Origin of the sequence: Cryptosporangium aurantiacum (genome assembly GCF_900143005.1) — a bacterium.
GTDB lineage: Bacteria > Actinomycetota > Actinomycetes > Mycobacteriales > Cryptosporangiaceae > Cryptosporangium > Cryptosporangium aurantiacum.
Genome location: NZ_FRCS01000001.1, coordinates 1,468,704 through 1,494,622 on the forward strand (window position 1 = coordinate 1,468,704; position 25,919 = coordinate 1,494,622).

Annotated in this window: 20 protein-coding genes; 6 read left to right on the forward strand and 14 right to left on the reverse strand. The window is 69.5% G+C overall.

Translation table 11 applies throughout. The features are described 5' to 3' along the window. Window positions 1–671 precede the first annotated feature (671 nt). Window positions 672–1,064 (forward strand): hypothetical protein, encoded by a 393-nt coding sequence (locus BUB75_RS06505; protein WP_084740258.1) that lies wholly within the window; start codon window positions 672–674, stop codon window positions 1,062–1,064. A 215-nt stretch (window positions 1,065–1,279) separates the two neighbouring features. Continuing rightward, a complete protein-coding gene (locus BUB75_RS06510) occupies window positions 1,280–1,633 on the forward strand; it encodes a hypothetical protein (protein WP_073252377.1) in 354 nt (117 codons plus the stop codon). A 6-nt stretch (window positions 1,634–1,639) separates the two neighbouring features. Here BUB75_RS06510 and BUB75_RS06515 read toward each other — a convergent pair whose 3' ends face one another. Both BUB75_RS06515 and BUB75_RS06520 read right to left on the reverse strand, forming a co-directional pair. After that, window positions 1,640–2,197 (reverse strand): GNAT family N-acetyltransferase, encoded by a 558-nt coding sequence (locus tag BUB75_RS06515; protein ID WP_073252379.1) that lies wholly within the window; start codon window positions 2,195–2,197, stop codon window positions 1,640–1,642. A 417-nt stretch (window positions 2,198–2,614) separates the two neighbouring features. Further along, on the reverse strand, window positions 2,615–3,307 hold the full coding sequence (locus BUB75_RS06520) for an IclR family transcriptional regulator (RefSeq protein WP_073252381.1): 693 nt from the start codon (window positions 3,305–3,307) through the stop codon (window positions 2,615–2,617). Window positions 3,308–3,523: 216 nt separating this feature from the next. Between BUB75_RS06520 and BUB75_RS06525 the strand changes: the two genes are divergently transcribed. Continuing rightward, entirely contained in the window at window positions 3,524–4,936 is a 1,413-nt protein-coding gene (locus tag BUB75_RS06525) for an aldehyde dehydrogenase family protein (RefSeq protein WP_073252383.1), read from the forward strand. Here the strand turns inward: BUB75_RS06525 and BUB75_RS06530 are convergent. The 7 genes from BUB75_RS06530 to BUB75_RS06560 all read right to left on the reverse strand — a co-directional run bounded on the left by BUB75_RS06530 (window position 4,911) and on the right by BUB75_RS06560 (window position 12,519). Beyond that, on the reverse strand, window positions 4,911–5,885 hold the full coding sequence (locus BUB75_RS06530; protein ID WP_073252386.1) for an AraC-like ligand-binding domain-containing protein: 975 nt from the start codon (window positions 5,883–5,885) through the stop codon (window positions 4,911–4,913). The genes BUB75_RS06525 and BUB75_RS06530 overlap by 26 nt on opposite strands. Beyond that, the gene (gene fahA, locus BUB75_RS06535) at window positions 5,882–7,066 is read right to left on the reverse strand and encodes a fumarylacetoacetase (RefSeq protein WP_073252388.1); all 1,185 of its coding nucleotides are present in this window, start codon (window positions 7,064–7,066) and stop codon (window positions 5,882–5,884) included. The genes BUB75_RS06530 and fahA overlap by 4 nt, the downstream gene beginning before the upstream one ends. Then, a complete protein-coding gene (locus BUB75_RS06540) occupies window positions 7,063–7,938 on the reverse strand; it encodes a hypothetical protein (RefSeq protein ID WP_073252900.1) in 876 nt (291 codons plus the stop codon). Before BUB75_RS06540 ends, fahA begins: the two co-directional genes overlap by 4 nt. Further along, window positions 7,935–9,110 carry a homogentisate 1,2-dioxygenase gene (locus tag BUB75_RS06545; RefSeq protein ID WP_073252390.1) on the reverse strand — a complete coding sequence of 392 codons (1,176 nt, stop codon included), beginning with the start codon at window positions 9,108–9,110 and terminating at the stop codon, window positions 7,935–7,937. Before BUB75_RS06545 ends, BUB75_RS06540 begins: the two co-directional genes overlap by 4 nt. Further along, window positions 9,107–10,675, reverse strand: coding sequence for an FAD-dependent monooxygenase (locus tag BUB75_RS06550; RefSeq protein WP_073252392.1), 1,569 nt, complete (start codon window positions 10,673–10,675; stop codon window positions 9,107–9,109). The genes BUB75_RS06545 and BUB75_RS06550 overlap by 4 nt, the downstream gene beginning before the upstream one ends. Next, window positions 10,672–11,634 (reverse strand): MBL fold metallo-hydrolase, encoded by a 963-nt coding sequence (locus BUB75_RS06555; protein WP_073252394.1) that lies wholly within the window; start codon window positions 11,632–11,634, stop codon window positions 10,672–10,674. The genes BUB75_RS06550 and BUB75_RS06555 overlap by 4 nt, the downstream gene beginning before the upstream one ends. Window positions 11,635–11,793: 159 nt before the next feature. Continuing rightward, window positions 11,794–12,519 carry an SGNH/GDSL hydrolase family protein gene (locus tag BUB75_RS06560; RefSeq protein ID WP_073252396.1) on the reverse strand — a complete coding sequence of 242 codons (726 nt, stop codon included), beginning with the start codon at window positions 12,517–12,519 and terminating at the stop codon, window positions 11,794–11,796. A gap of 138 nt (window positions 12,520–12,657) precedes the next feature. On the opposite strand from BUB75_RS06560, the gene BUB75_RS06565 reads away from it, so the two are divergent. Further along, the gene (locus BUB75_RS06565; RefSeq protein ID WP_073252398.1) at window positions 12,658–13,260 is read left to right on the forward strand and encodes a TetR/AcrR family transcriptional regulator; all 603 of its coding nucleotides are present in this window, start codon (window positions 12,658–12,660) and stop codon (window positions 13,258–13,260) included. 73 nt (window positions 13,261–13,333) lie between these two features. Here the strand turns inward: BUB75_RS06565 and BUB75_RS06570 are convergent, their stop codons facing one another. Further along, window positions 13,334–16,114 (reverse strand): TIR domain-containing protein, encoded by a 2,781-nt coding sequence (locus tag BUB75_RS06570; RefSeq protein ID WP_073252401.1) that lies wholly within the window; start codon window positions 16,112–16,114, stop codon window positions 13,334–13,336. 225 nt (window positions 16,115–16,339) lie between these two features. Between BUB75_RS06570 and BUB75_RS06575 the strand changes: the two genes are divergently transcribed. After that, a complete protein-coding gene (locus tag BUB75_RS06575; protein ID WP_073252403.1) occupies window positions 16,340–18,106 on the forward strand; it encodes a WD40 repeat domain-containing serine/threonine protein kinase in 1,767 nt (588 codons plus the stop codon). 172 nt (window positions 18,107–18,278) lie between these two features. After that, window positions 18,279–19,181: an alpha/beta fold hydrolase gene (locus tag BUB75_RS06580; protein ID WP_073252406.1), complete on the forward strand. Its 903-nt coding sequence runs from the start codon at window positions 18,279–18,281 to the stop codon at window positions 19,179–19,181. A gap of 39 nt (window positions 19,182–19,220) precedes the next feature. Here the strand turns inward: BUB75_RS06580 and fxsT are convergent, their stop codons facing one another. The 4 genes from fxsT to BUB75_RS06600 are packed head-to-tail and all read right to left on the reverse strand — an operon-like array spanning window position 19,221 to window position 25,907. Continuing rightward, complete coding sequence (gene fxsT / locus BUB75_RS06585) at window positions 19,221–23,162, reverse strand: FxSxx-COOH system tetratricopeptide repeat protein (protein ID WP_073252408.1); 3,942 nt, start codon at window positions 23,160–23,162, stop codon at window positions 19,221–19,223. Continuing rightward, a complete protein-coding gene (locus tag BUB75_RS06590; RefSeq protein ID WP_073252411.1) occupies window positions 23,162–24,376 on the reverse strand; it encodes a TIR-like protein FxsC in 1,215 nt (404 codons plus the stop codon). The genes fxsT and BUB75_RS06590 overlap by 1 nt, the downstream gene beginning before the upstream one ends. Continuing rightward, window positions 24,376–25,086 (reverse strand): TIR-like protein FxsC, encoded by a 711-nt coding sequence (locus BUB75_RS06595; RefSeq protein ID WP_073252413.1) that lies wholly within the window; start codon window positions 25,084–25,086, stop codon window positions 24,376–24,378. The genes BUB75_RS06590 and BUB75_RS06595 overlap by 1 nt, the downstream gene beginning before the upstream one ends. After that, window positions 25,083–25,907: an AAC(3) family N-acetyltransferase gene (locus BUB75_RS06600; RefSeq protein ID WP_084740259.1), complete on the reverse strand. Its 825-nt coding sequence runs from the start codon at window positions 25,905–25,907 to the stop codon at window positions 25,083–25,085. Before BUB75_RS06600 ends, BUB75_RS06595 begins: the two co-directional genes overlap by 4 nt. Between the last annotated feature and the right edge of the window lie 12 nt (window positions 25,908–25,919).

The window sequence follows — 25,919 nt, forward strand, 5'->3', positions numbered from 1 at the left end:
GGCGATAGCCCATGGCGGCAGAAGAGTGAATCGCTGGGAACGCGCTGCGCGAATTCTCAAAGGGCGCTGAACTCATTCCGCTGAGTCGGTCGTGCGGCCCTGAACTCGCGCTAGCCACTCGTCGAGGCCGGCCAATGCCTCACGGGTGTACCTACCGCAGCGAGGGCAGGACGGATCGCCGCCGTCGGGACCTACTGGCCATTGGTAGACCACGGCGGCGCCTGTTTCGCTTTCCAAGCGGATTGCGAGGACACGGCCCTGTTCATCCCAGGGCGTGCCGACCCCGATGCGGGGAACCTCCGGTTCAGGCGCGCGGGACGAGGCTTGTTCCTCCCAGAGGTCCTGCCAAGTCTGGAGTTCGTCGGCGAGCTCGGATGAGATGCCTAGCGCGTCCGGGGTAGTCATGCCACGGCCCCAGACGGGGAAGGCGCAGTAGTCGGGAAAGAGGTCGAGCCGTCGAACCCCCGGTGGTGGTGGTCCCTGGGGGCACCACTTGGCATGCTGGCGGAAGCCGGAGTCATCGTCCATCACCCGCCATCGTGCCACCGGCGAGACGCACGACCGCGGCACCACCCTCCCTCGGCGGCAGTTCCGGGTGTTTGCGATGCGTGGCCGATCCCAGTTGCCAGGTCGTGTTTAGGTGTTGCCATCGGCCGTTAGTGTCATCGCCCGTGAAGGTCTGGCCGGAGCGCCCCAGCATGGCGGACGTCGAGTCGGTAGTGCGCGGCTATGTTGGCCTGGTGCGGGCCGGCCGGGTGGACGACGCCGTCCAACTCGTTGATCACTCTTCCGCCCGGCACGTCCTCGCGTCACTGTGGCGCGCCGTCGCTGAGGCTGTTACGGATCCGGACGACCCACTTCACTGTCTGCGAGGTGGCTGGGAGCATGATCTGTCCTGGCTGGGCGAGTTCGACATCGCGGAGCGCGTCCGTTGGAGCGAGACGGGTAGTCACCTCTGCGCAGATGTCACCTACCGGGGCGTGCTCACCGAACTTGAGCTGTCCTTCTGGGTCAAACCTGCCGCGTCCGGCTGGATCGTCGCGGGACCGGCCACCTTGTGGTAGCGCAACGAATCTCTCAGCCTGGTACGTGAGCGCATGTTGCGTCGCCCTGATCGTTGCGTTCGGGCATCCGCTCGTCGGCAAGAGCGGACGTCGGCGCACCGGTGCAGTCGGCTACGCCGAGTAGCCCCTGGGTCGGCTTACACCCCTCAGCCGTCCGCAGGAGGCGGTAGTCGAGAGTGGCGACCATCCCGGTGCCGAGTAGGACGGCGAGGCCGGTGGGTGCGGCTGAGGAACGCAACCGGCGGGGCGGCCGGGAACGACGCTATCGAACCGTGCGGGGGACGCCGTTGTCCGACCAGGGCGACGACGGTGCGCTGCTCGCGCAGGCGTTGGCCAGCACTCTGCGGGAACGCGCTGCCCGGCGTGCGCCCCGTGGTCCCGGAGTGACCGTCGACGGCGAACTCTGGGTGGCGCCCCAGGTGTGGCAGGAGGTACGCAGACGGCTCGTCGAACTCGCCGAGGAACTCCACCGTGCCGCGCAGCCACCCCATGCAGCGGACACCGTCGCCCTGGGGGTCACGGTTATGGCGTTTCCGCTGCTGGACGCCCGCCCGCTCCCGAAGCCGTGAATGAAGTCAGGTGGCTGCATGGCCGTTCGGCGGGTCCGGGCGTTGGACGGTGTAGAGGACGAACGGTGCTTCGGGTTGGATCTGGTGGTGTCCTTCGACGAGGCCGGGACGCAGGATCTGGCCGGTGTAGTGCATACCAAGGCGTCGCATGACGGCTTGTGAACGCTGGTTGTGGCGCTCGGTGAAGGCGATTACGTCCGGTGCGTCGAGGTGGTCGAAGGCGAGGGCCAACCCGGCTCGGCCGATCTCGGTGGCGTAGCCCTGTCCCTGGAATGGTCGGCGGATGGCCCAGCCGATCTCCAGCCGCCGCGCACCGGCGACGTCTGTGTAAGAGAGCCCGCCGCGGCCGACGAGTTCGCCGGTGTCCTGTTGGTAGGCGAGCCACTTCCCGGCCCTGTCCTCAGACCAGCCCTGTCCCCAGGTTCGGGCAGCGTCGGCGGCCGTCTGCCGGCTCCAGGTGCCGCCGTACCAGGTGGCGATGTGGTCGTCCTGGTGCAGCAGCCACAGCTCGTGCGCGTGCCGGGGACTGATGGGCTCCAGTCGCAGCCGCGGGGTGAGTCGCATCCCGCCGGACAGTAGATGCACGTCCGGGCGGCGGCAAGCCCATTCACCACCGAGACCGCCACCGACGCTCCTCGCCAAGGCACACCGAAGGCCGTAACGCAACCACTCGACCGCGGTCAAGCTCGCAAGCATCAACATTAGCGGCCAAGGAATGCGGCCAGGACTCACGAACAATGCGGTCACGAGGACGAACAGAACCAACCGCTCATTGCGCGCCCGCACCCTGGACCGCAATCCGATGGACAGGCGTTCACAGCTCGCTCGACAGGATTCCGTTCTTCGTGGGCGTCTTCCCTGGGGTGGTCGGCATGACCAGACTGCTCGTGACCGGCGCGGACGTCACGGCGCACGAGATGGCCGTCGACGCGGGGTGCTCCGAGTACTGAGTCCCGCCTGGGCACCCACCAGCCGAGGGCTTCACCTCAGCGAGGCGGCGGCCTTCTGGGCGGCTTCGAGCACGCTGCGACCGATCCGTTCGACGTTCGCCCCCTCGTCGACGTAGACGACGGCGAGCGCGCCGCGTGCCTCGCCGTCCGGGCCGAGTACAGGCGCGGCGACCGACCGGAGCCCACGGATCACCTCGCCGTGCGAGGTGGCCCAGCCGGTCTCCCGGGCCAGACGGAGCTCGTCCCGGTCGGCCGGGGACGGCGCGTCGGGCATCAGCAGCGCGAGGCCGGGCGCACCCCGGGTGACCGGGTGACGGGTGCCGGGCCGGTACGCGACGTGCGCGGCGGTGTCCTGGGGTTCGACGCTGGCCACGGTCACTGCCTCGTCTCCGGCGCGGACCACGAGGAACGCGGTCATGCCCCACTTGGCCGCGAGCGTGTTGAGCTGGGGCAACACCGCGGTCTGCAGGTCGCTCCGGACACCGCGTGCCAACCCGGCCAGTCCGAGTCCGAGCCGGTAGCGTCCGGCGGGGTCACGTTCGACCAATTGGTGATCTTCGAGCGTGCGCAGCAGCCGGTAGCTGATCGAGCGGTGGACGCCGAGCATCGCGCCGATCTCGGTGATCGATACCGGGCCGCCCACCGCGGCGAGGTGCTCGAGGATGCGCACCCCACGGTCGAGAGTCTGCGACTGCGGTGCACCGGCGCCGTCGTCAGCCGCCATCGTCGTCCTTTCACCGGTCGAAGAGTCCTGGCCTGATACCGGGACGTTCCAGCCTACGGTGACCGGTCGCCGCGTCCAGCTGGGCCCGATGCACGAATCGGCGGACGCCCGTGCACGGGATGGCTGCGACCCGCTCGCTCGACGGGCTCCACTGATGAGCAGCGAAGACGCTGAACGACAAAGGAGAGCACGGTGTCAGTGCAGACCCGGACCCACATGCTCATCGGCGGCGAATGGATCGAACCCGGCGGCCGCAGCACGTTCCCGACCTACGATCCGGCGACCGGAAAGGTGATCGCCGAGCTGATCGAGGCCACTCCGGCCGACGTTGACGCGGCGGTCCGGGCTGCGACCGGAGCGTTCGGGGCGTGGGCCGACCTGGTCCCGGCGGAGCGCGCCCGGCTTCTGCTGCGGGTCGCCGATCTGGTCGAACAGCACGCCGACGAGTTGGCCCGGCTGGAGACGACCGACCAGGGGCAGCCGCTGGCGATCAGCGGCGGCTTCTCGATCCCGATGGTGGTCAACCAGTTCCGGTACCACGCCGGGTGGGCGACGAAGCTGACCGGCATCACGGTGGACGTGTCGGTGCCGGACGTGGACTACCGCACGCGGCGGGAGCCGCTCGGTGTCTGTGGGCTGATCACGCCGTGGAACTTCCCGATCATGCTGCTGGCGTTCAAGCTCGCACCCGCGCTGGCGACCGGCAACACGGTCGTGATCAAGCCGGCCGAGCAGACGTCGCTGTCCACGCTCCGGCTGGCGGAGTTGTGCCTGGAGGCCGGCATCCCGGCCGGAGTCGTCAACGTCGTCACCGGCGGCGTGGGTAAGGCGCTCGTCGACCACCCGGGCGTCGCGAAGATCAGCTTCACCGGATCGACCGAGGTCGGCCGGGAGATCGGCGCCAGCACCGGCCGGGCGCTCAAGCGCGTCTCGCTGGAGCTGGGCGGCAAGGCCCCGAGCGTGGTCGCCGCCGACGCGGACATCGACGCCGCGGTGGCGGGGAACTTGATGGGCGGTCTGCTCAACTCCGGTCAGGTCTGCGCGGCCTACACCCGCTTCTACGTGGCCCGGCCCCGGGCGGACGAGTTCGTCGACAAGCTCGCTGCGGGTGCTTCGTCGCAGGTGCTCGGGCACGGCCTGGCGGAGACCACTCAGCTCGGGCCGCTGGTCTCCGAGGAGCAGGTCGCGCTGGTCGACGGTTACGTGCGGCTCGGGGAGCAGGAGGGCGCGACGCTGGTCACCGGGGGATCCCGGGCCGAGGGTGACGGCTACTTCTACCGGCCGACCGTGTTCACCGACGTGGCCGACTCGATGCGGATCGCGCGTGAGGAGATCTTCGGCCCGGTGCTCTCGGTGATCCCGTATGAGGACGACGACGAGCTGGAGCTGATCGCGCGCGCGAACGACACCGACTACGGCCTGGCCGCGGTGATCTGGTCGGGTGAGGTGAAGGTCGCCAACCGGCTGGCCCGCCGGATCCGGGCCGGTTCGGTCTACATCAACATGCCACCGCTGCTGGACGCCGCCGCGGCCTGGGGCGGCTTCAAGGCCTCCGGACTGGGCCGCGAGAACGGCTGGGACGCGATCGAGGCGTTCACCGAGGTCAAGAGCATCTGGACCGCACTGTAACGAGACGGCCGTCGTCGAGCTCGACGCCGGCGCGGCGGAGCTCCGCGGGGGAGTCGCCGAAGACGGCACGGAACTGGCGGGCCAGATGAGTCACGTCGACCAAGCCCCAACGCGCGGCGATCGCGGCGGTGCTGCGTCCGGCCAACGCGGGATCGAGCAAATCGCGGCGGACGCGTTCGAGGCGCTGGCGCCGGATCCACGCGGCGGCGGTGAAACCCTCCTGCGCGCACGCCTTGTGAACCTGCCGCACCGAGACGTTCAAACACGTCGCGATCGACTCCACGCACAGACCGGGGTCGCCGAGGTTGGCCAGCGCGTGGGCGCGGATCCGATCGGCGAGGGTCACCCGTTCGACACCGGCAGCAGGGGAGAGACCCGCGTACACCGCGAGCATCATCGACGTCAGCGCGTCAGCCAAATGCAGCGCGGCGGGCTCCGCCTCGGAGCAGCGGGTCAGCTCCTCCACCAGCAGCGTCAGCGCCCGCCCCGCGCCGGAGCCGGCCGGGACCGGGAGAGCGGTGCGCTCGCTGATCGGCCGCGCATGCGGGCCGAGACGGTCGCGGGGTACCGCGACGATGACGGCTTCCCACGCCGGGTCGTCGCTGTGCAGCCGGTACGGGCGCGTGGTCTCGTAGGCGACGAGGTGCCCGGCGGGGACCACGCAGCGCCGTCCGTCCTGCTCCAGGTGGCTGGAGCCGTGGCGCTGCCAGGCGAGCTTGATGAACTCCGGATCACCGGAGCTCAGCAAGCGACCGGCCCGGGTCACCGCCGTCGGGCTGGTCCGCAGCTGGGCGATGATCAGCCCGTCGGCGCGGACACTCCGGAGCGAACCGGAGAACGCCGTGCCCTCGGCCGGCCGGATGTGCACCGGGGCGCAGGCCGACGAGATCGCGTCTCGGAATCGCGCGAGCGACTCCTCGTCCGCGAACGGCTGCCGGGTAGAGGTCATCGGGCGGGCTCGACTCGACCGAGCACCTCACCGAACGAGAGGCGGCTCCCGTCCGGCCCGGGCGCGGTCGCGGTGATCGACACGACGTCGCCGTCCTCGAGGAACGTCCGGGTGGCGCCGTCGGGGAGCGTCAGCGGCTCGGCGCCGCCCCAGGACAGTTCGATCAGCGAGCCGCGCTGGTCGCGCTCCGGTCCGCTGACCGTGCCGGACGCGTACAGGTCGCCGGTGCGGAGGTTCGCGCCGTTGATCGTCAGGTGCGCGAGCTGCTGCGCGGCCGTCCAGTAGAGCAGGCCGAACGGAGGGCTACTCACCAGGGAGCCGTTGAGCCTGACCTCCAGCGTGAGGTCGAGGCTCCAGCGTGCTTTGGTGTCGTCCAGATAGGGCAGCAGGTCGGTGTCGCGGTCGGGCGGGTCGATCCGGGCGGCGTCCAGTGCGGCGAGCGGCACGACCCAGGGTGAGACCGAGGTGAGGAACGACTTGCCGAGGAACGGGCCGAGCGGGACGTACTCCCAAGCCTGCAGGTCGCGGGCGGACCAGTCGTTGACGAGGCAGACGCCGAAGACGTGCTCGGCGAAGTCGCTCACCGGCACCGGCACGCCTAGGGACGACGGGGTGCCGACGACGAAGCCGACCTCGGCCTCGATGTCCAGCCGTGCGGACGGCCCGAAGACCGGTACTCCGTCCGCGAGGCGCTGGCCCGACGGTCGCACGACCGGCGTGCCCGACACCTGCACGGTGCCGGCCCGGCCGTGGTAGCCGATCGGCAGGTGTTTCCAGTTCGGGGTCAGCGGCGGCGAGCCCGGGCGGAACATCCGGCCCAGGTTCTCGGCATGGTGCTGGGAGCTGTAGAAATCGACGTAGTCGGCGACCTCGATCGGCAGGTGCATCGTCACCGCGGGCCGCGGAACGAGATGCGGCTCGACCGCGCTCCGGTGCGCCGGGTCGGTGAGCCACTCGGTCAGCCGCCGCCGCAGCCGGGCCCACTCCGCCGAGCCCCGGGCCAGGAACGCGTTGAGGGATCCGGTCGCGTGGACCGCCTCTCCGGTCGCGCCGGCCAGGTCGAGGACGAAGTCCCCGATCGCGACGCCGGTGCGGGGGGCGGTGCCGTCCGTCGAGAACACGCCGTAGGGCAGGTTGGCCACCCCGAATCCGGTGTCCGGGGGTAGGTCGAGCCACGTCATGAGGTGCTCCGATGCGGTGCGGGAAGCAGGCCGAGTGCCACCAGGTCGTGCACAGGTTCGAGGACGCTACAGGTGCCGAACGAGGTGAACAGCGTGCGCACCCGTGCGGCGCGCTGCGGTGACCAGGACCGTACGGCCGCGGTCACCGTGTCCGGGTTCGTCTCGGCTAGCCAGGCCTCTGCGACGACCCCGCCGTCGAGCAGTGCGGCCGTGGCCAGCAGCAGGTTGAGGAAGCCGTGATGGGTGAAGCCGGTCGCCGGGTCGGTGTGCCGGACGGCGTGGTGCAGGCCGGCGGTGCATTTGAACGCCACCCCGCGGGCAACGCACGCGCGCAGCGTTCCGGCGAGCTCCGCCGGTGACGGGAACGCCTCGGCGACCAGGCCGCCGGTGCGCAGCTTCGCGCGGTACCGGGTCTCGGCGAGCACGTTCAGGACGGCGTCGCGCGCGCCCGACCGGGGTAGTTCGACGGTGACCGGAACGGCGTCCGGCGCCTCGGCGTCCAGCACGGTGATCGCCTGCCGGACGTCGTCCGCAATAGGTATTTCAATCGCCGCGAGCGCGAGGCCGGGGTGGGCCCGCACCCTCGCGAGCGCGGCCGGCAGGTCGCCGGGCGCGGCGATGACCGAGACGCCGAACGGCGCCTCGGCGTCTCCGAGGTGCGCGGTGAGCTCGTCGAGCCGGGCCGCCGGGACGACGAACGGGCCGACGAGGTCGCCGAGACGGGCACGGAGGGCCTGGTGCGCCGGGACCGCGGCTGCCATCGGCGCGTCCCCGGGCGGGAACAGCGCGGCGTCGTCGAACAGGCCGCGCCAGAGTTCGGCGGGGGCGGACGCTTCGGCGGTGGCCGCCCCGGTCGGATCAGGGGTCGTCATGCGACCGGCCCCCGGCCGGACCAGGACCACGCATACCGGCCGTCGTCCGCGGCCAGGCCCGCCTCGCCCAGGTCCAGCGGTCGGAATGTGTCCACCATGACCGCGGTCTCGTCGAAGAAGTCGACGCCCAGCGACCGCTCCACCGCACCGGGCTGCGGCCCGTGCGAGTGCCCGCCGGGGTGGAGCGAAATCGAGCCGACCCCGATACCCGACCCCTTGCGGGCCTCGTAGTCGCCGTCGACGTAGAACATGACTTCGTCGGAGTCGACGTTGGAGTGGTAGTACGGCACCGGTACGGCGAGGGGGTGGTAATCGACCTTGCGCGGCACGAAGTTGCAGATGACGAAGTTGGTGCCTTCGAAGACCTGGTGGACCGGCGGCGGCTGGTGGATGCGGCCGGTGATCGGTTCGAAGTCGGCGATGTTGAATGCGTACGGATAGAGGCAGCCGTCCCAGCCGACGACGTCGAACGGGTGCTCGGGCAGCACGTGGATGGTTCCGCCGCCGCGGTGCTTCACGTACACCTCGACGTCGGTCCCGTCGGCCAGGAGCGGCTCCGCGGGCCCACGCAGATCACGCTCGCAGTACGGCGCGTGCTCCAGGAACTGCCCGTACCGCGAGAGGTACCGCTTGGGTGGTGCGATGTGCGAGGACGCTTCGATCGCGTAGGTGCGCAGGGGTTCGTCGCCGGTCGGGGCCCAGCGGTGGGTGGTGGTGCGGGGGAGGATCACGTAGTCCCCGGCGCCGACGTCGAGCGAACCGAAGACGGTCTCGACGACCGCGGTGCCGCGCTCGACGTAGACGCACTCGTCGCCGGTCGCGTTGCGGTAGTAGGGGGAGGGCGCCTCCGAGACCGCATAGGAGATCCGCACGTCGGCGTTGCCCAGCACCAGCCGTCGACCGGTCACCGCATCGGCGTCCTGGAACTTCAGCTCGTGCAGCTTCAGGTGGCGGGGGACCAGCGGCGCGTTCGGCGTCAGCGTCTGGTCGGGCAGCTCCCACGGGCGGGCGTCGACGATCGCGGACGGGATGCCGCGGTGGTAGAGCAGCGAGGAGTCGGACGAGAAGCCTTCCTCGCCGACGAGTTCCTCGGAGTAGAGGCCGCCGTCGGGGCGGCGGTGCTGGGTGTGGCGCTTCGGCGGGATGCTGCCCGCCTGCCGGTAGAAGCTCATGCGTAGGCCTCCTCGTGAGCGAGTAGCCGGCCGAGTGCGGTGTTCAGTTCGGCTGCGGTGGTGACCACGGCGGCGATGTGCGCGTCGGGGCGGACGATCCAGATCTCGTCGGGCCGGGCCCCGAGCGCCTCGCGGAGCGTCGGCCCGGCGTCGAGATCGTCGAGGCGGTGAACGGTGACCGGGGGGTCTGCCGTGGGGAGCGGCGCGGCGGAGCCGACGAGCACCGTGATGCCTTCGCGGGCCAGCTGTCGCAGGCGGGTGATTTCGGGCCGGCCGGCGACGGTGATCGGGCAGTCCGGCACGAGGACACCCGGCGCGGGCACGGGCACGTCGCCGCGTGCGGGCCGGCCGGGGAAGGGACGACGGGCGTCCGGTGTGGTCAGCGGTGAGTCGACGTACCAGAACGGCTCGGCCAGCCGCCCGGAATCCACCCGCGCTCGGGCCTCGGGGTCGGCAGCGGCGCGTTCGAGCAGGTCCCGCCGGTGCGCGACCTCGGCCGGTGTTCCGGGGACGAGGAAGCGCATCGTGGCGCCGGTGATCTCCAGGTTCTCCCGCGCCGCTGCGTGTCGCTCGTCGTGATAGGACTCCAGCAGCTCCTCCGGCGCCCAGCCGCGCAGGACGTAGGCCAGCTTCCAGGCCGCGTTCTCGGCGTCCAGCACACCGGAGTTCAGGCCGCGGGCGCCGAACGGCGAGTACAGGTGCGCGCCGTCGCCGGCGATCAGCACGCGACCGACCCGCATCCGATTCACGACGCGCGAGTGGAAGCGGTAGACCGACTTCCAGACGATCTCGTAGGGGCGGTCGCCGATCACCTGCCGGATCCGCCGGTCCAGGCCCCCGGAGGTCTCTTCGGCGGTGAGGTCGAAGTCCGGCGGGACCTGCCAGTCGATCCGGTAGGTGGAGTCCGGGCATGGGTGGATGAGTACCTGCCGACCGGGGTTCCACTCCGGGTCGAAGTAGAACCGGCGCTCGGTCTCCCAGCCGGTCAGCGTCGTGCGGATGTCGCAGATCAGGAACGAGTCGTCGAACGACTCGCCGTCGAACGTCAGCCCGAGCATCTTCCTGACGTCGTCCCCGCGCGCGCCCGGACAAACAACTGCATAACTGCCTTTGTGGACGCCATGCGCAGTGCGGATCTCCACGCCGGTGGAGTCCTGGTCGACACCCGTGACGCGATGGCCCCACCGCACGTCGATCAGTGGCTGCGCGGCGATCGCGGCGTCCAGCGCTTCCTCGGTCTCCCCTTGCGAGATGTTGACGAACGGCGGGAACGGGGAGCGGCCCCGGTCGGCGAACCGGACGCTGAACAGCTCGCGGTCGCGGTGGAACGTGCGTGCGGTGGTCCAGGTGACCCCGCGGCGGGCAATCTGGGCACCCACGCCGACGGCGTCCCAGACATCGAGCACGTCGCGCTGCTGGCAGATCGCCTTGCTACCGACCAGGTCCCGCTCCGACCGGCCGTCGAACAGGACGACCGGCAGACCCCAGCGGGCCAGCAGCAGCGCGGTGGTCTGCCCGACCGGCCCGGCACCGAGGACCAGCACCGGCCGTGAATCCAGCGTCATGACTGCAGCTCGTCCCAGACCTGTCGATCCCGCTCGGCGGTCCAGATCACCGGGCGCTCGACGCCGTCGAACTCGTCCCAGAGTCGCTGGACGTCGAACGGCAGGCAGTGCTCGAAGATCGGCCACTTGCCGAACTTCGGCTCCAGGGCAGCGTGGGTGGCGGCGAAGGCCTGTTTGAGGCCGCCCCCGGAACGATGGGCCTCGCCGACCGTGCGCTGCATCGTGAGCAGGAAGTCGCGGGTCTGTTCGACTGCGGCGACCACCTGGTTCCGGCCGCGGGCGATCGCACCCCGCCCGCCGATGAGCTGCTGCGCGTTCAGGGCTTTGACGCGGTCGAGCGTGCCTGCGGCCCAGTCGAAGTGGAACGCGTCGCCGGTGTAGAGCGCGGCCTGGGACTCGACGAGGTCACCGGCGAACAGGATCTCCTGCTTCGGTAACCAGGCGACGATGTCACCCTCGGTGTGGCCGCGACCGAGGAATCGCAGTTCCAGGTCTCCGCGGTCGCCGCCCAGGTCGATCGTCAGGCTGTCGGTAAACGTCAGCGTCGGCCAGGTGAGGCCGGGGATTGACTCGGGCTCTTCGAAGAGCCGCGGCATCCGGCCGTACTCGCTCTCCCAGTCCTGCTGGCCGCGTTCGGCGATCAGGGTTTTCGTCTGCGCCGAGCTGACGATGACCTCGGCGTCGAACGCGCTGGCGCCCAGGACGCGCACGGCGTGGTAGTGGCTCAGTACCAGGTAGCGCACCGGCTTGTCGGTGTGCTCGCGCAGCTTCGCCAGCCACCGCCGGGCCGCGACCGGCGTCGCGAGCGCTTCGAAGCAGACCAGGAAATCCTCGCCCTCGACCGCACCGAGGTTGGGGTCGCCCTCGGCGGTGAGCGCGTAGACGCCGTCGGCGAGCACTTCCAGGGTCTGCTCTTTGACGCCGAGGTCGGCGGAGGACGCGAAGGGCTTCGTCGCCATGTGCGGAGCTCCTCAATCGTGCTCGATAATAGAACATATGATCCTTTTATCGAGTCAACGATACGAGCCGGTCATCGTGTGGACAAGAGGTCGTGCACGACGGTGGCCGGGGGATTCAGGCCGGCGCTAGCGAGCACTTGCCGCGCGGCTGTCCGCCGGTCATGCTCGCGGCGTTGCCGAGTGCGGTAGGAGCCCCCGGTCGCCGGAGGTAAGCGCTGCGGCCACCGTCCGTGCGATCGCGGCGAAGGCGATGGCGTGGCCCAGGGCGTTGCCGTGGATGAGGTCGCTGGAGTAGATCGCCGGATCGCTGCCGCGCGGGTGGTGGTGGGTGTCCACGTGGATCCCGCCGACGGAGGCGGTGAGCGCGACCGTGATGTCGTCCAGCTCATCCATGCGGTGGGTCATGAGGTCGGTCAGCTTCGGTGGCATCAATCCGGACCGGGGCAGGTCGAACAGGCCCACGGTGACGATGAACGCGCCGGCCGAGGCGAGCGGCCGGATGAGTCCTTCGAGGTCTCGCCGCAGTTGGTCGGGGTCGTAGTTCCGGCCGAGCGCGTCATTGCCGCCGGCGACGACCATCGCGACGTCGGGGCCGAAATCGAGGGCAGTGGGCAGCTGGGTGGTCGTGATCTCGTTGACGGTCAGCTCCCGGATTCCGAGGTTGCGGTAGGCGAAACCGGGGCGGGTGGCCGCCAGCGCCTCGGCGAACCGATCGGCGAAGGACAGGTCGCGGTACCCGGGCAATGGCTCGCGGACGCCGGCCGCGACGCTGTCGCCGACCACCACGAGCCGCCGCCAGGGAGCCGGTCGAAGTAGCTCCGCGGCTTCGCTCGCGTCGATGCAGTCCGGTTCGGTCGCTTCGAGGTGCGTTTCGAGGGAAGTCATGACGGATCTCCTGCCGTGGTCACGGGCTGCACCGCACCGCCGAGTTGCCGGGCGGCGATGTTCAGTTACGCCGACGCCGAATTTAGAGACCGATCGTTCGGACGTCAATGGCGTACGGTCGTGCGGTAAAGTGCTCGCATGACCGGACGACGAAGCGCGGTGGACGCGCTGGAGACCCGCGCCGCCATCCTCCGGACGGCGGCCGACGTCGCCTCCGTCGAGGGTCTGGAAGGGCTTTCGATCGGTCGGCTGGCGACCGAGCTGTCGATGAGCAAGTCCGGTGTGCTCGGTCAGTTCGGCAGCAAGGAGGAGCTCCAACTGGAGACCGTGCGGCTGGTGCTGGCCAACTTTCGAGCCCGGGTTTGGGAACCCGCGCAGCATCTGGAGCACGGCTTGCCGCGGCTACTGGGAATCTGCGACGCCTGGACGCGCTACGCGATGGACCCCGGATACCCCGGCGGGTGTTGCGTGGCGACCTTCACCTTCGAATTCGACGGGCGACCCGGCCGCGTGCGCGACGAACTCGCCCGTGGTCTCCGGCAGTGGCGCTCGACGCTGGTCGGCGAGATCACTGCGGCCATCGAGGCCGGAGACCTGTCGGCAGCCCTCGAACCGAGTCAGGCGGCGTTCAGCCTGGACGCGATCGCATCCGGGGTGGGCCCGGCCCGGATGCTGCACGGCGACGTCGACGCCGGAACCTGGGCGGTCCGGGCAATGCGCACGGTGCTCCGAGCGCCCTGAAACGGCGGCAGGTCGTCGATCTCGGCCGTCGAGTATCCGACCCCGAAGTCCAGGGTGGCGTCGCGTCAGCCGCTCATGGACCCGTGGTCCTTCGCGCTCGCCGGAACGACCAGGCTTTGCGAGGTGGACGAGCCACCGGCTCCGGCGGTGGATCCGGTGCCGGGAGGCCGTTCTGCACCAGGTCGTCGAAGTGCCGTTGTGCGGCGTCCGGATCATGGCGCACGTCGCGGATGAGCCGCTGGACAGCACCGACTCCATCGCGCTGGTAGAGCGCCTCGACCGTCTCTGCACCTCGATAGGGCCACGACGGGTACTCGCCGAAGACCACGTAGCGCCGCCACTCCTCGAAGGCGTCGGGGTCCTCGCGCTGGTAGTGCCCCTGTATCCAGGTAGCGATCGCTTCGTTCAGGTTGGCGGCGGTCGTCCATTCATCGTTGCGGAGACCCGTGGCCGCACGTCCTTGCTCATCAACGCCGAGAGCGAGGATCCCGTGGGCATGTTCGTGCGCGAGCGTCGAGGACAGCATGACGACGACGTTCTCGCTCACCTCGGCCTCCGGAACGCCGTCAGCCCGGACGCTGTCCGCCAACAGATCGAACGTGTTCACGCTCAGCAAGACGACCGGGATTTCCGGATGCGGGAGAAACGAACGGACCGACTTACCCGGCGCGAGCCCGTCATCGCGGTACCGGAAAACGCCGAGCGTCGGCGCGCCGGTCCTGATGAGCCGGGAGATCCGGGGGACGGGAGGCTTCGCGCGGATCAGGCGTAGTACCTGGTCGCGGGCGGCGCGCAACTCCTCCGGATAGTCGGCACCCAACTGCCGCCGCTCGTCCGGCGAACAGGAGCGTAGATATTCGGCTACCTGCTGCGAGATAAGCGCCAAGTAGCGCGAGGCGTAGGCGGGAAAGTTGTCGAGACGGAGCTCTTCGAGTGCCTTGTTGGTGGGCAGCTCTCGCAAAGTCTCGCGCTGCCTCGCGCCGGCGAGATGGGTTCGAACATCGCCCTCGAACCAGTCTTCGGCGTGAATCAGTGTGTGCGCGTACCGGGTCCGATGGAACCTCAGGAGAACCCTGCCGATCCGGTCCACTATCTGTTCGGTGGCTTCCGGCAGATCGACCTCGGAGCCCTCGTCCCGCGCGAGGTCCGGCCGTGGACGCGCGTCAGGCTCGGTCTCTCTGCGTACGCCGTGAACCGTTGCGGCGTCGACCAAGCACGTCACCGGCGGGTAGTAGCGCAGTTCGGTCAGACTCTCGAGGAACGGGACGATGCCGCGCAAGGCTGACTCGGCACGCGATGCCGTGATCGCCGCTGCGGTGTCGGTGACGAACGACAACACCGGGACCCGCAGTTGGAGGCGGCTCGGGCTGGGTTTCTCCGCGTGGGTCCGTGACTCGCCGTCGGGGAGCAGGCCCAGGTCGGCGGGATCGAATTTGCGGAAATGCAGGTGGTTCAACTCCGGTGGGACGGCAGGACAAGTATCGGCCCAGAAGACGGGCTTGATGAAGCTGGCTCCGCGTTTCGCCGACGCGGTGGCGAGTGCGTGCTGCCACTCCGCTGCGACGTTCGGGGAGCCCGCAGATTCGTCCGACCAGAAAAGCTGGAACGCATCCGAATCGTCGATCTGTTCCCGTAAGAACGGCTCCCAGACGACGCCCGGCGGCATGTCAAGGTCGACGAACAGCTCGATGCCGAGCGCGCGGTAGGCAGCCCAGAATCGCTCCACGATCCGGTTGTCCTCGCGCGCGTACGACGCGAACACCTTGCTGACCATTCGGACGGTGCGGGTCTCCCATGCCGCCTGACTTTCCCCGACCTGAATCGACACCGGGATGCGCGCGGCCACGAGCCTCATACCGTCCTGCTCGACCGATACCTCGACCGTGCCCTCGCGGACGCCGGCCGTGCTATCTGCGAGCAGAGTGAACTCGCGGTGTTCCAGCGCGTTCTCCCATACCACCAACTGCGGCGTACTCGGGTAGCACTGAATGCCGTCGATGACCGGCTCGATCCAGATCCGGCTCCGTCTCTTCACCCTCAGCGCGACGTCGTCGCCGTGCGCGGTTCGGGTCAGCGGCGATCGGGTCCGGAGCGTCGCGACTTCGGCTTCCAACTGCGCGCGCATTGAGGGCTGATGTACGAAGACGTGCAGCTCGGCGGCTCCTCCCCTCGGCAACCGGCCGGGAAAGGCCGCGGTGAATTCCACCGGCTCCTTGCCCGCGGCTTCGGCGTGGACCTCGTTTCGCCGTGCCGCGGCACGGGCTCTGGCCGCTTTCAGGCGTGGGCCGGCCAGCATCGCGTTGGTCACGCCGGCCGTGGCTTCCGCCAATTCCTCGGTGCCGTAGACCGGCTGGCATCCCCCGGTCGCGACCGCGTTGGCCAATGCCCTGGCCTGGTCCGTTGGGTCGATGAGGATCATCATCACCTGGATGCCCGTAGCGGTGCATCGCTCGGCGGCGCTCCGGGCCTTCGTAACGTCGGAGAGCCCGTCGGTCACCAGCAGCACGCTCTTGACCGGCGGAGCCGAGGCAGTGCTCGCGAAATGGTGACGCACCCGATCGAGTGCGGCCGCGATATCGGTCCCATCGGTCGGCCGTAACGCGGCCAGCGCGTCGCTGATACGAGCGGAGTCGCCGACTACACCGCTGGTCAAGAGCCTGGCTGAGCTGGTGAAGCCGAACAGTGCGATCGGCGTTTCGTTGGGAATCCACTCGAGAGTGGCCATGAGGTTCTCCACGGCCGCCGCGAGCTTGCTCTGCTGGTGGGAGTGGCGATCTCGCGGCGCCGCGTCCTTCGCCGAAGCAACGAAGCCCTCACCCATCGAGCTCGAGTGGTCGAGCAGAACGGTCCACATACCCCTACCACCGTCCTCGCCGATAGCAGTGAGTAACCATTTCGCGCGCGCCCGGTCCGGCGCGTCAGCCGAATGGTGTTAGGCGAGGGCCTCTACAGCCAGCTCCCTCGGAACGGGCCAGTGGTACCTCGGCCGAGCGGTGGATAAGAGAATGGTGGGGGAGTAGCACAATCGTGGTGCGCCGTCGTCCGGCGGTGCTGCCGATGCGCGACTGGGGTCGGGGCCTTGATCGTCGAGCGTGCGCAGGTCGCCGACGCGCTGCCGCAGTACGAGCTCGGCACGCTGATCGGTTCGGGCGCACACGGGCTGGTCTTCACGGCCCGCCACCGCCGGTTGGGTACGACCTGCGCGATCAAGGTGCTCGTTGCCACTGACTCGGAGCGAGCCGTGTCGGCGCGCCGGTTCAAGACCGAAGCCGAGGTCATGACGACCCTCGACCACCCGCACGTCGTCCGGGTGCAGGAGTACGCCGAGGGCCGGACGATCTGGCTTCTGGTCATGGAGTACCTCAGCGCTGGCAGCCTGATCGGCCGGATGCGCAAACCGATCGCACCAGCAGCCGCGTGCGCCGTAGCGCTCGCGGTCGCCGACGCACTGGCCGCGGCGCATGCCCGTGGGGTCGTCCACCGCGACATCAAGCCGGCGAACCTCCTGTTCACCGCGGACGGGCTGGTGAAGATCAGCGATTTCGGGATCGCGAAGCTGTTCACCGGTCCGGACGCATCGGCCAGCGTCGAACTCGTCGGAACGCCGCGGTACATCTCCCCGGAGCAGATCACCGGTGGGCGAGTGAGTCCGGCAACCGATCTGTACGCGCTTGGTGTCTGCTTCTACGAGTTGCTTGACCTCGGACCGGACTGGATCGCCCACTCCGAGGTGCCGTTGCGCGTCGACCACGCGGTGTTCGACGTGCGGCGAACCGGCGAGCCGGAAGGACGACCACAGTTCCGCCGCCGTACGTTGCTCGCCGGGGCAGGCGGTGGTCTCGTCGGATTGACGCTCGCTGTCGCCGGTCTCACAGCGGCCGTGCGTCCCGGCCGAACCTCACCCATGGAGACACCGTCGGTCGACCGCGGTCGGCCCGCGGTCGCTCCGATCGGCTCGACACCGGCCGTCCCCGTGTTCGGGCCCGTGCTCAGCCCGGACGGAGGCAGTGTGGCCTGGATCGACAACGCGCGGATCTCGGTCTGGACGCCGGTCGGCGGGCGTGAGGCCAAGCCGCGCACCTTCGGCGACGACGAGCAGGGCTTCTCCTCCGCGGCCTTCGATCCGCGCGGCTGGCTGCTGGCCACCGGCGGCAACGAGACCGTCGTCATCTGGGACGCCACGACCGGACATCAATATCCGAGGCCGCTGGCCGGTGGTCCGCACAACACGTCGGTAGTGGCGTTCGGACGCAACGGGCTGGTGGTCGCGGCCAGTGGAGTGGACACCACGGTCGTGCGGATGTGGGACCTGCCCACCAGCGAATTGGCGGAAGCTCCGTTCGTCAGCGGCCGCGGTCAGATCTCGGCCCTCGCGTTCAACCCCCGCGCCGACCAGCTGGCCGCGGCGAGCGACGGCGTCCGGCTCTGGCCGCTCGGTGCTTCCCGCGGCGGGCGAGAGGCGATCCACCTGCCGGTACCCGGGGTGGTCGGGCAATTGCGTTTCAGCCCGGACGGGTCGCTACTGGCCGCGGTCACCGACGAGGGCCAAATCTTTCTCTTCGACGTGTCGTTGACGCCGATTCAGACGGCACCGGTTCGGCGGATCGAAGCGTCCCAGGGCTCGGGCGCCAGCATGAGCGTCGGCTTTGGAAAGGACTCGGCCACGATGATCACGTTCGACGGCCGAGTGCTTCAGTGGTGGGATCGGATGACCGGCGCGGAAGCGGGCCCGCCCGCCGACCTTCACCTCGCCGATGAGGTCAGGACGTCGGTCTTCAGTCAGGACGGAACCCGACTGGCGGCCGCCATCTCGGACGGGCAGGTCAAAGCGTGGGAACTCACCTGACTGTGCCACGGGCTTCCTGTCACGGTGTGCAACTCATGGGCGTATAGTCCGTCAATGAGAGACGCGGCGTCGGCGACTAGGCGCCAGGGGCCATTTCGCCATCGCGGGGGACGTCAACGTTGACGGCTTGGCGGAGTCTGGTGTGCATGCCGACTGTGTCAGGAGGAACGGGGTGCACGACCGGGACCAGGCGGTGCGTGAGGTAAAAACCCCAGACGGCCGTATTCTCACCGTTTCCGTCGTGGGTCCCGAGCACGGCTGGCCGGTATTCCTTCTGCACGGAACACCCGGCAGCCGCACCGGCCCGCAACCCCGCGCTACCGTGCTGTACCGGCGTGGAGTGCGGCTGATCTCTTACGACCGGCCGGGCTACGGTGGTTCCACCCGCTATCCGGATCGGCGCATCGTCCACGCCGCCGCGGACGTCGCCGCTATCGCCGACGACCTGCGCATCAGCCGCTTTTCGGTGGTCGGGAGATCGGGCGGTGGTCCACACGCCCTCGCGTGTGCGGTAATGCTTCCGCATCGGATCCATCGCGTGGCGACGCTGTGCAGCATGGCCCCGAACTATGCGGATATCGACTGGTACTCTGGGATGACCGAGGAAAACGTCGCAGAGTTCTCGAAGGCGAGTGATGCCGACGAGTCCGCGCTGAATGGTCGGCTGCTCTGGAGAGCGCTGCGGACAGCTGCTGATCCCCGCAGCCTTCTCGATCATCTGCTGCCACAAATGGTGACCGCCGATCAGATGGTGCTCAGCGACGCACCCATTCAAGTGTTGCTGGTCGACGCTTATGGCGAAGCGGTACGTAGCGGGCCGTTCGGCTGGATCGACGACGTGTTGGCCCTACGCGGCGATTGGGGTTTCCGGGTCGAGGACATCACCGTTCCGGTGCGCGTCTGGCACGGGGCGGACGACAACTTCTCGCCGGTTTCCCACGCGCGCTGGTTGGCTTCCCATATTCCGGGCGCCCTATTCGATCTGCATCCCGAACAGGCGCACTTCAGCGCGATCGAGGTGCTGCCCGACATGCTGACGTGGTTGTCCACGATGCCGGCGAACGCTCTGCGCTGATCGCCGGTTCGCGCCCGGCCGGGCGCGAACCGGCGACGGTCAGAACGGCAGCGGGTCGATGAGCCGGGTGACGAGCCGCTCCTGCTCGATCGTGAGAACGGTCGGGTGGGTCCGGCCGACCCGCTCGGACAGCCGCCGGACCGCCTTCTCGACGATGTCCGGGCCGGCGCTGCCCGCCCGCACCTCGATCAGTGCCCGGTTGGCCGCACCGGAGAGCGTGTCGGGGTGCCGTTCGCCGAGGAACCGGGCGGAGCGGTCGACGGCACTCGCGAAGAGCGTCAGTGCCCGGTCGAACGCGTCGATCTCGGCCAGGGCGATACCGAGGTTCATCTCGGCCGCCAGCGTGTAGGGGTGGTCCTGGCCGAGCGCGAGCGAGAAGTCGCGAGCCACCTCGTCCGCCAGCTCCCGTGCCCTGGACCGATCGCCGGCGTCATGGGCGGCCGCGACCTGGTTGTTCAGGCAGATCAGCGTGTACGGATGCTGCGGGCCGAAGCTGCGCTGGTACGCGTCGTAGACCGCGCGGAGCTCCGATCCGGCGATGTCGTTGCCGAGCCGGAGCAGCACGACCGCTCGGCTCAGTCGGCACGACAGCGTGTCCGGGGCGTAGGGAAACTTGTCGCTGAGCCGGTCGTAGGCATCGTGGAGGAGTTCCTCGGCCTCCTCGAGGTGGCCGGCGGTCCGCAGCGACACGGCAAGGTTGACCCGGGCGTTGAGGGTGTCGCGGGCTTCGGCGGAGAGCTCCTCGGCGAAGACGTCGGCGACAACGCGCAGACGGCGCACCGACTGTTCGTACTCGCCGCCCTCACGGAGGTCACGGCCGATGTGACCGGCGGAGTACAGGGTGCTCGGGTGGCGTTCGCCCAATGTGCCCCGCCGACCCTCGTAGGCCTTGACGTCCAGCTCCAGTGCCTGCCGGTAGTCGCCGATCAGCCGGTACGACGTGGCGAGGTTGTTCAGGGCGGCCAACGTCCGCGCGTGCCCCTCGCCGAACAGGTCCTGCCAGGCCGCGTATGTACGCTGGTCCCGCTTCAGCGCTTCCTGGTAGTGGCCCAGCCCTCGCAGGTCGCCCGCGGCGCTGCCGGCCGTGATCAACGTCAGCGGATGGTCGTCGCCCAGCAGGTCCTGCTGTTCCCGGAGCACCTCTTCGTCCAGCGTGCGGGACTCCTCGAAGTCACCCAGACTCCGCAACAGGTTGGCCATGTTGAAGCGCAGGTGCAGCAGCTGGCCGCGCAGCGTCTGCCGGACGTCGTCAACGACGTGGTCGGCGGCCATCCGGTCCAGCCGGGCGACCCAGACGGCTTCGGTCTGGCGTGCCCGCTCCAACCCGCGCTGGTAGTCCCCGCCCACCCACAGGTAGCGGACCCGCTCGATGAGCAGCTGCCGGACCACCGGATCGTCGCACTCGACCGCCTTTGACCGTTCCAGGTGCGGCCAGAGCGTCCGGAAGCGAGGCCAGGTGCCGGGATCGTCGATCTCACCCGGCGGTCGAGACCGGGCCAGGACGAGGTGCACGTGGTGCCGCGCCTCCTCGAGCTCCTCGTCCGACATCCGGGAACGGACCACGTACTGCACCAGGCGGTGTACGGAGAGGCGGCCTTCCGAGACCTCGCCCCCGGGGCCCTCCGAGCGCGGCTCCACCCGAGCCAGGGCGAGACGGGCGATCTCCTGGACCATCCGCCCGCGCAGCAGACGCTCGGTGAGGCTCGGGTCGTAGGGCGTGAGCGCCTGCGCCATCTCCTCGCCGTAGATCAGATCGAGCGCGACCGACGTGTCCATCACCGAGCAGAGCTGGAGAAGCCGGTATGCGGCGACCGATCGCTCGTGCAGCCGGTTGAGCGAGACGTCCCAGAGTGCCTGGACCGGCTGCGTCTGAGTCTGGTCGCTCGGAGTGCCCGCCTGATCCGGCAGCGGGATCATGGCCGGTCCGCGGGCCTCGATCTCCTGCACCAGGGACTCGACCGGGAACCGGCTCTCGGCGAGGAACGCGGCAGCGGCGGCGACCGCGATCGGCAGGTCGCCGAGCAACTCGGCGAGCTGGTTCGCCTCGGCGCTCGTGATCGTCGGTGTCCGGCTGCGGAAATGCTCCACGCTCTCGCGTCGATCGAACACGTCGATCGGCACGGTCCGCGTCCGGTCGCCCCAGGACGTGGTGCGTGACGTGATCAGGACGTGGCCGGGCCCGCTGGGAAGGAAGTCACCGACGCGGGAGTCCTCGGCGTTGTCGAAGATCAACAGCCACCGCTTGTGCGGGACGCCACGCCGGAGCGCGTCCAAAACAGCCCTGGCGTTCTCCGGGCCACTGGCGCCCAGCGGTAGTTCGAGCCGTCGGCCGAGGTCCTCGAGCTGGACGTCGATGAACGTGACCGGGTCCGCCTTGATCCACCAGATGACGTCGTAGGCCGACCGGAACTGGTGGGCGTACTCCAACGCGATCTGAGTCTTGCCGATGCCACCCATGCCCTGCAGGGCGACCGGCTTGGCGCTGGAGACCACGATCGTGCCGCTGCTGCTGAGCTGGCGGCGGAGCGTGCGCAACTCGTTCTCGCGCCCGGTGAAACGGGCGTTGCGGGCCCCGAGGTTGGAGACGAACGGCTCCTCCGCGGGGAATCGAGGGGAACCTTGGTCCACTTCCGGGGCTAGAACGGCCTCCGTCCGGCCGACGAGCCGCAGCACCGCCTCGACGGCTGCGGCCTCGGTGAGCCTCGAGATGAAGATCGAGTCCCCGGCCGACGTGCGCTGGGCCGGTGGGATGTCCGCGACGTACACCGCGAGCGCGCTCTGTGTCGCACCGAGTGGTGTCAGCTGCAGGCTGGGATCGTTGGTCGCCCAGTCGGACATGATCAGGAGATCCCGGCAGCCGGAGGTGTCGGCCCGCGGATCGGCGATCGGGTCGACGACGCGAACGCCTGCGGCGAGCAGGACGTGGCCGAGCCACTCGGCCCAGTTCGTGTCCTCGACCGCGTACCGCAGCGCGACGTCGGTCTCCGCGACGACGATGCGGCGCTCGAACTGGGCGTTGAACGCACGCCGCAGGGTCGGGCTCATCGGCGGCATCGTGTCGATTGCGCCCTCGGTCAGCTCTTTGGTGAGCAACTCGTAGGCCGCGAGCAGGGTGCCCGGAGTCTGCGGTGTGTCGCCGAAGGTCGCGAGGACCTCTTCGTAGTTGTAGAACGCCTGGTAGGGGATGTAGACGCGGCTCCAGTACCGGTCGCGCTCGGCGCGGTCGACGAACGTCGGGATCTCGCCGAACCGCTGCTGGGCGGCCGCGCGGCCCGCGTCGGCCTTGACCTTCTCCGCGGGGTCGAGCCGCATCGGAACCGGCAGGATCCGCATGTTCGGCTTCTGCCCGAGCACGAGGTGGGCGACGGTGGCCGCTCCGTCGATGCCTTGCTCGTTGAGCGTGAAGCAGTCGACCAGCACGTCCGGCAGCTCGATCGTGCAGATGTCCGCGACGTCGCTGTACCCGGTGCGGCTATCGATCAGCACGTAGTCGTACTGCTGCTTCATCCCGGTGCGGAGAGCTTGGAAGAAACGCCCACCGTCGAGCCGGGTGTAGAAGTCGTCCCAGTCGACGCTGGCCAGCGACTTGGCGTAGTCCCTGCTGTGCTTGCCCGCCGACAGCAGATCGAGCCGTCCGCCGTCCGGGAAGTCCGGCCAATCCAGCGGAATGACCCGCGTGCTGATGTCGGCGTGTTCGTTGACGTCCAGCTCAGGGCCTCCGGACGCGAGACTCCGCGCCTTGGCGTTCTGGAAGTCGTGGATCAGGCCGATCACGCCCCGGTTCGTCCGGATCGCGCGACGGTCGACGAACGGCGAGAAGTACCGGTGCAGGCCCGGGGACTCGAGGTCCCAGTCGACCGCCAGCACGCGCTTGCCGTTGGCCGCGAGAATCCAGGCGACGTTCGCTAGCGCCATCGTCCGACCGGTGCCGCCCTTGAAGGAGTAGAACGTCACGACCACGCCGGTCGGTTCCGCTGTCATCAGTCATCGCCTTCCACGGCACGGCGGACGGAATCGGTTCCCCCGAGCCGCGGCCGGCCCGGGTAGCTGCTGGGTATCTCCCGGAAGAAACGACGCCGTGCGCGGGTGACGAGCGTGGGCATGACGTTCATGAAACGGTCGTACCCGTCGGCAGCCGCGAGGCGAGGTTCGGCTCCGGCGTCGGTGAGCATAGCGAGGGTCCGCGCACGCGCCTCCGCGGCGCGCGCCGGGACACCGCTGTCGTCCCCGTCGGTGATCGCGACCGGCAGGACCCAGCTCGGCAACCCCTTGAGGACCTGGAGCAGGCTCGGCGAGGCATCCGGGTCGGCTGCCTGCCAGACGTCGACGAGAAGGATCGCCGGCTTCTGCGTCCACAGCGGATGCGCGCCGGGCACTGCGGTCACCGTGGCGTTGAGATCGAGCCGTTCGGTGACGTAGCTCGCTTGCTGGGCGATGGGGACGGGGCGCGTGGCGGCGAACGGTGACCACGCGAGGGCGGTTGCCCCGTACGCGACCGGATCGGCTCCGGACGGTGGCGATTCGGCGGTCGGTGCGAACACAGCGATCACGAAATCGGCGACGTCGAGCGACACCGGCACGGTCGTCGCCGGGCTCGCCGCGGGTGACGGTCCGATCGGTGAGTGTTCGGCCACGTCCACGATCTGCTTCGCGAGCCGATCCACGATCTCCTCGTACGCGTCGCGGTAGGTGCCTGCCGGTTCGGTCCGGGCGACGTCGCACAGGGGCCCCAGCCCCAGCTCGGCGTACTGGGGGACACCTCTGCCCAGGGCTTCGGCGCCCGTGGACGCCGTTGACGTGCCGGGTGGCAACGGCATCCACAGCACGGGCTTGATGTGCCTCGCCGGGTCGGCGTGCGCGGCCCGCAGCCGGTCCTCGAACAACAGACGCTCGCGGCGGGTCCACGAACCGCGGAAGTACCGGGGCGAATACAGCGGGACGAACACTTCGGCCTCGCTCAGCGCGTGCCCGACGGCGTTTCCCCAGTCGCGGCCCGGTTCGAGCGTCTTGTCGTAGAGACCGAGCCGTCTGGAGGTGTCGGTGGCGTGCCTGCCGACGTGCGTGACGAGATCGGTGAAGAACGTGTCGACCAGCGGATCGCTCCGGGGCTCCTCGCCCTCGATCGGTGGGACCTGCGCGTAGCTGACGAAGAAGTACGCGCCCGATGACGACCTGCGGCCCGCCGGAGTATCCATCACGCACCGTCCGTGAACGATCGTCGCAGGTTGTCCGTCGACGTGTCGGTGACCGGGCCCACGGATACCGTGGCCAGCGTCTTCTGGATCTGGCGGGCCAGCGACCACACAACGGCCCGGTAGGCGACCGGATCGACGTCCAACATGCCCAGTAACCCCTCCTGCTCGTAGAGCTGGATGCGCTCCGGCGTCACCACGGGCGGCGGAATGAACCGCTGAACCGCGGCGACGATCGGCGGCTCGGCGTCGCCGATCGGCGTCCACAGCACCGGGATGATCGCGGTGGCGCGCGCACTGCGCGTCGTATCGATCTGATGCTGGACGACACGGCGGGCGAAGTAGTCCCACTCCATCGGACACCACACGCTGCGCTGGAGGTAGGGCGGCGAGAGCAGCGCGACGAACGCGCGTGCCGCTCCGAGGTTGTGGAACAACTCGTCGTGCCACAGGTCACCGGCTTCCATCCGGGCGTCCATGAAGCCCGCTTCCTGGGCGGCTCCCAGGGGCAGGAGCTGCCGCACCCGGTTGCTCAGGTCGGCGTACAGCTGCTTCACGCCGCTGTCGGGATCGGCCAAGACGCCTGCCGATTGCGGCGTGCGGGCGTAGCTGAGGAAGAACGCCGGCCCGGTCTCGGGCGGCGCCGAGCCGACGAACGTCTGCGCGGGCGTCGTCGGCTGCGGTCGCCCGAGCCGCCAGCGGCGTGGGCTCATCCGGCCACCTCGGTCGGGGGCCGGCCGGCCGAAGGCCGATGGGTGTTCATCCACTCGACGGCGAAATCGACGGCGGCACGCAGCGGGAAGGCCGCTGCCCGCGCGGCGCCGACCGTCCCGTGCGTGACCGTGGGCTCGCGGCCGAACTCCCTACCCAGGACGGCGAAGTCGTGGTCGTGGAGCTCGATGTCGGCGAATCGGCGCGCGTGCCGCCGGCCGCCGGCCCGGACGAAGCAGTGGTACGGACGGAGTGGCGCGGGCGTCCGCACGCGGTACTCGGCGAGGTGGAACGCGGTGCACCGGTCGAGCCCGACGCCGACGAGGAGCACATGAGCGTCGGCGTCGTACAGCGCGGCGAGCGGGGACCGCTCGCCGAGGTGACAGTCGAGGTCGTGGACCGCCATCCAGGCCGCCGCTCGCGGCCCGACGGCGGCGAACGACGTCTGTGGATGCCGGGATCGGACGGCGTCCGGTCGTTGGCGCACGTACTCGGCGAAGGCGCCCATCTCGTCGGACGGAGTGGTCGCCGCATCGAACCCGGGCAGGGCGTCGATGTGCCGTTCGACGTCGGCCCGGTCCAGCCCGGCGGTCGCCGCGAGGAAGACTCGACTGCTCAGCGAGTTGCTCGTCGTGTGGGTCGGCACGACGACGGTAGCCTCACGCCCGGCCGAGCCGAGCAGGGCGGAGAACAGCGTCGCGGGGCCGTGGCGTAGCTGCTTCGAGGACGAGTGCACGAGGATTCCCGGGGCACCGGAGACATCGAGGCGGCCGAGGTCCACGACGAGATCGGCGACGTCCAGGCCGCCCGGAACTCGCGCCATGACTCCCGCCCC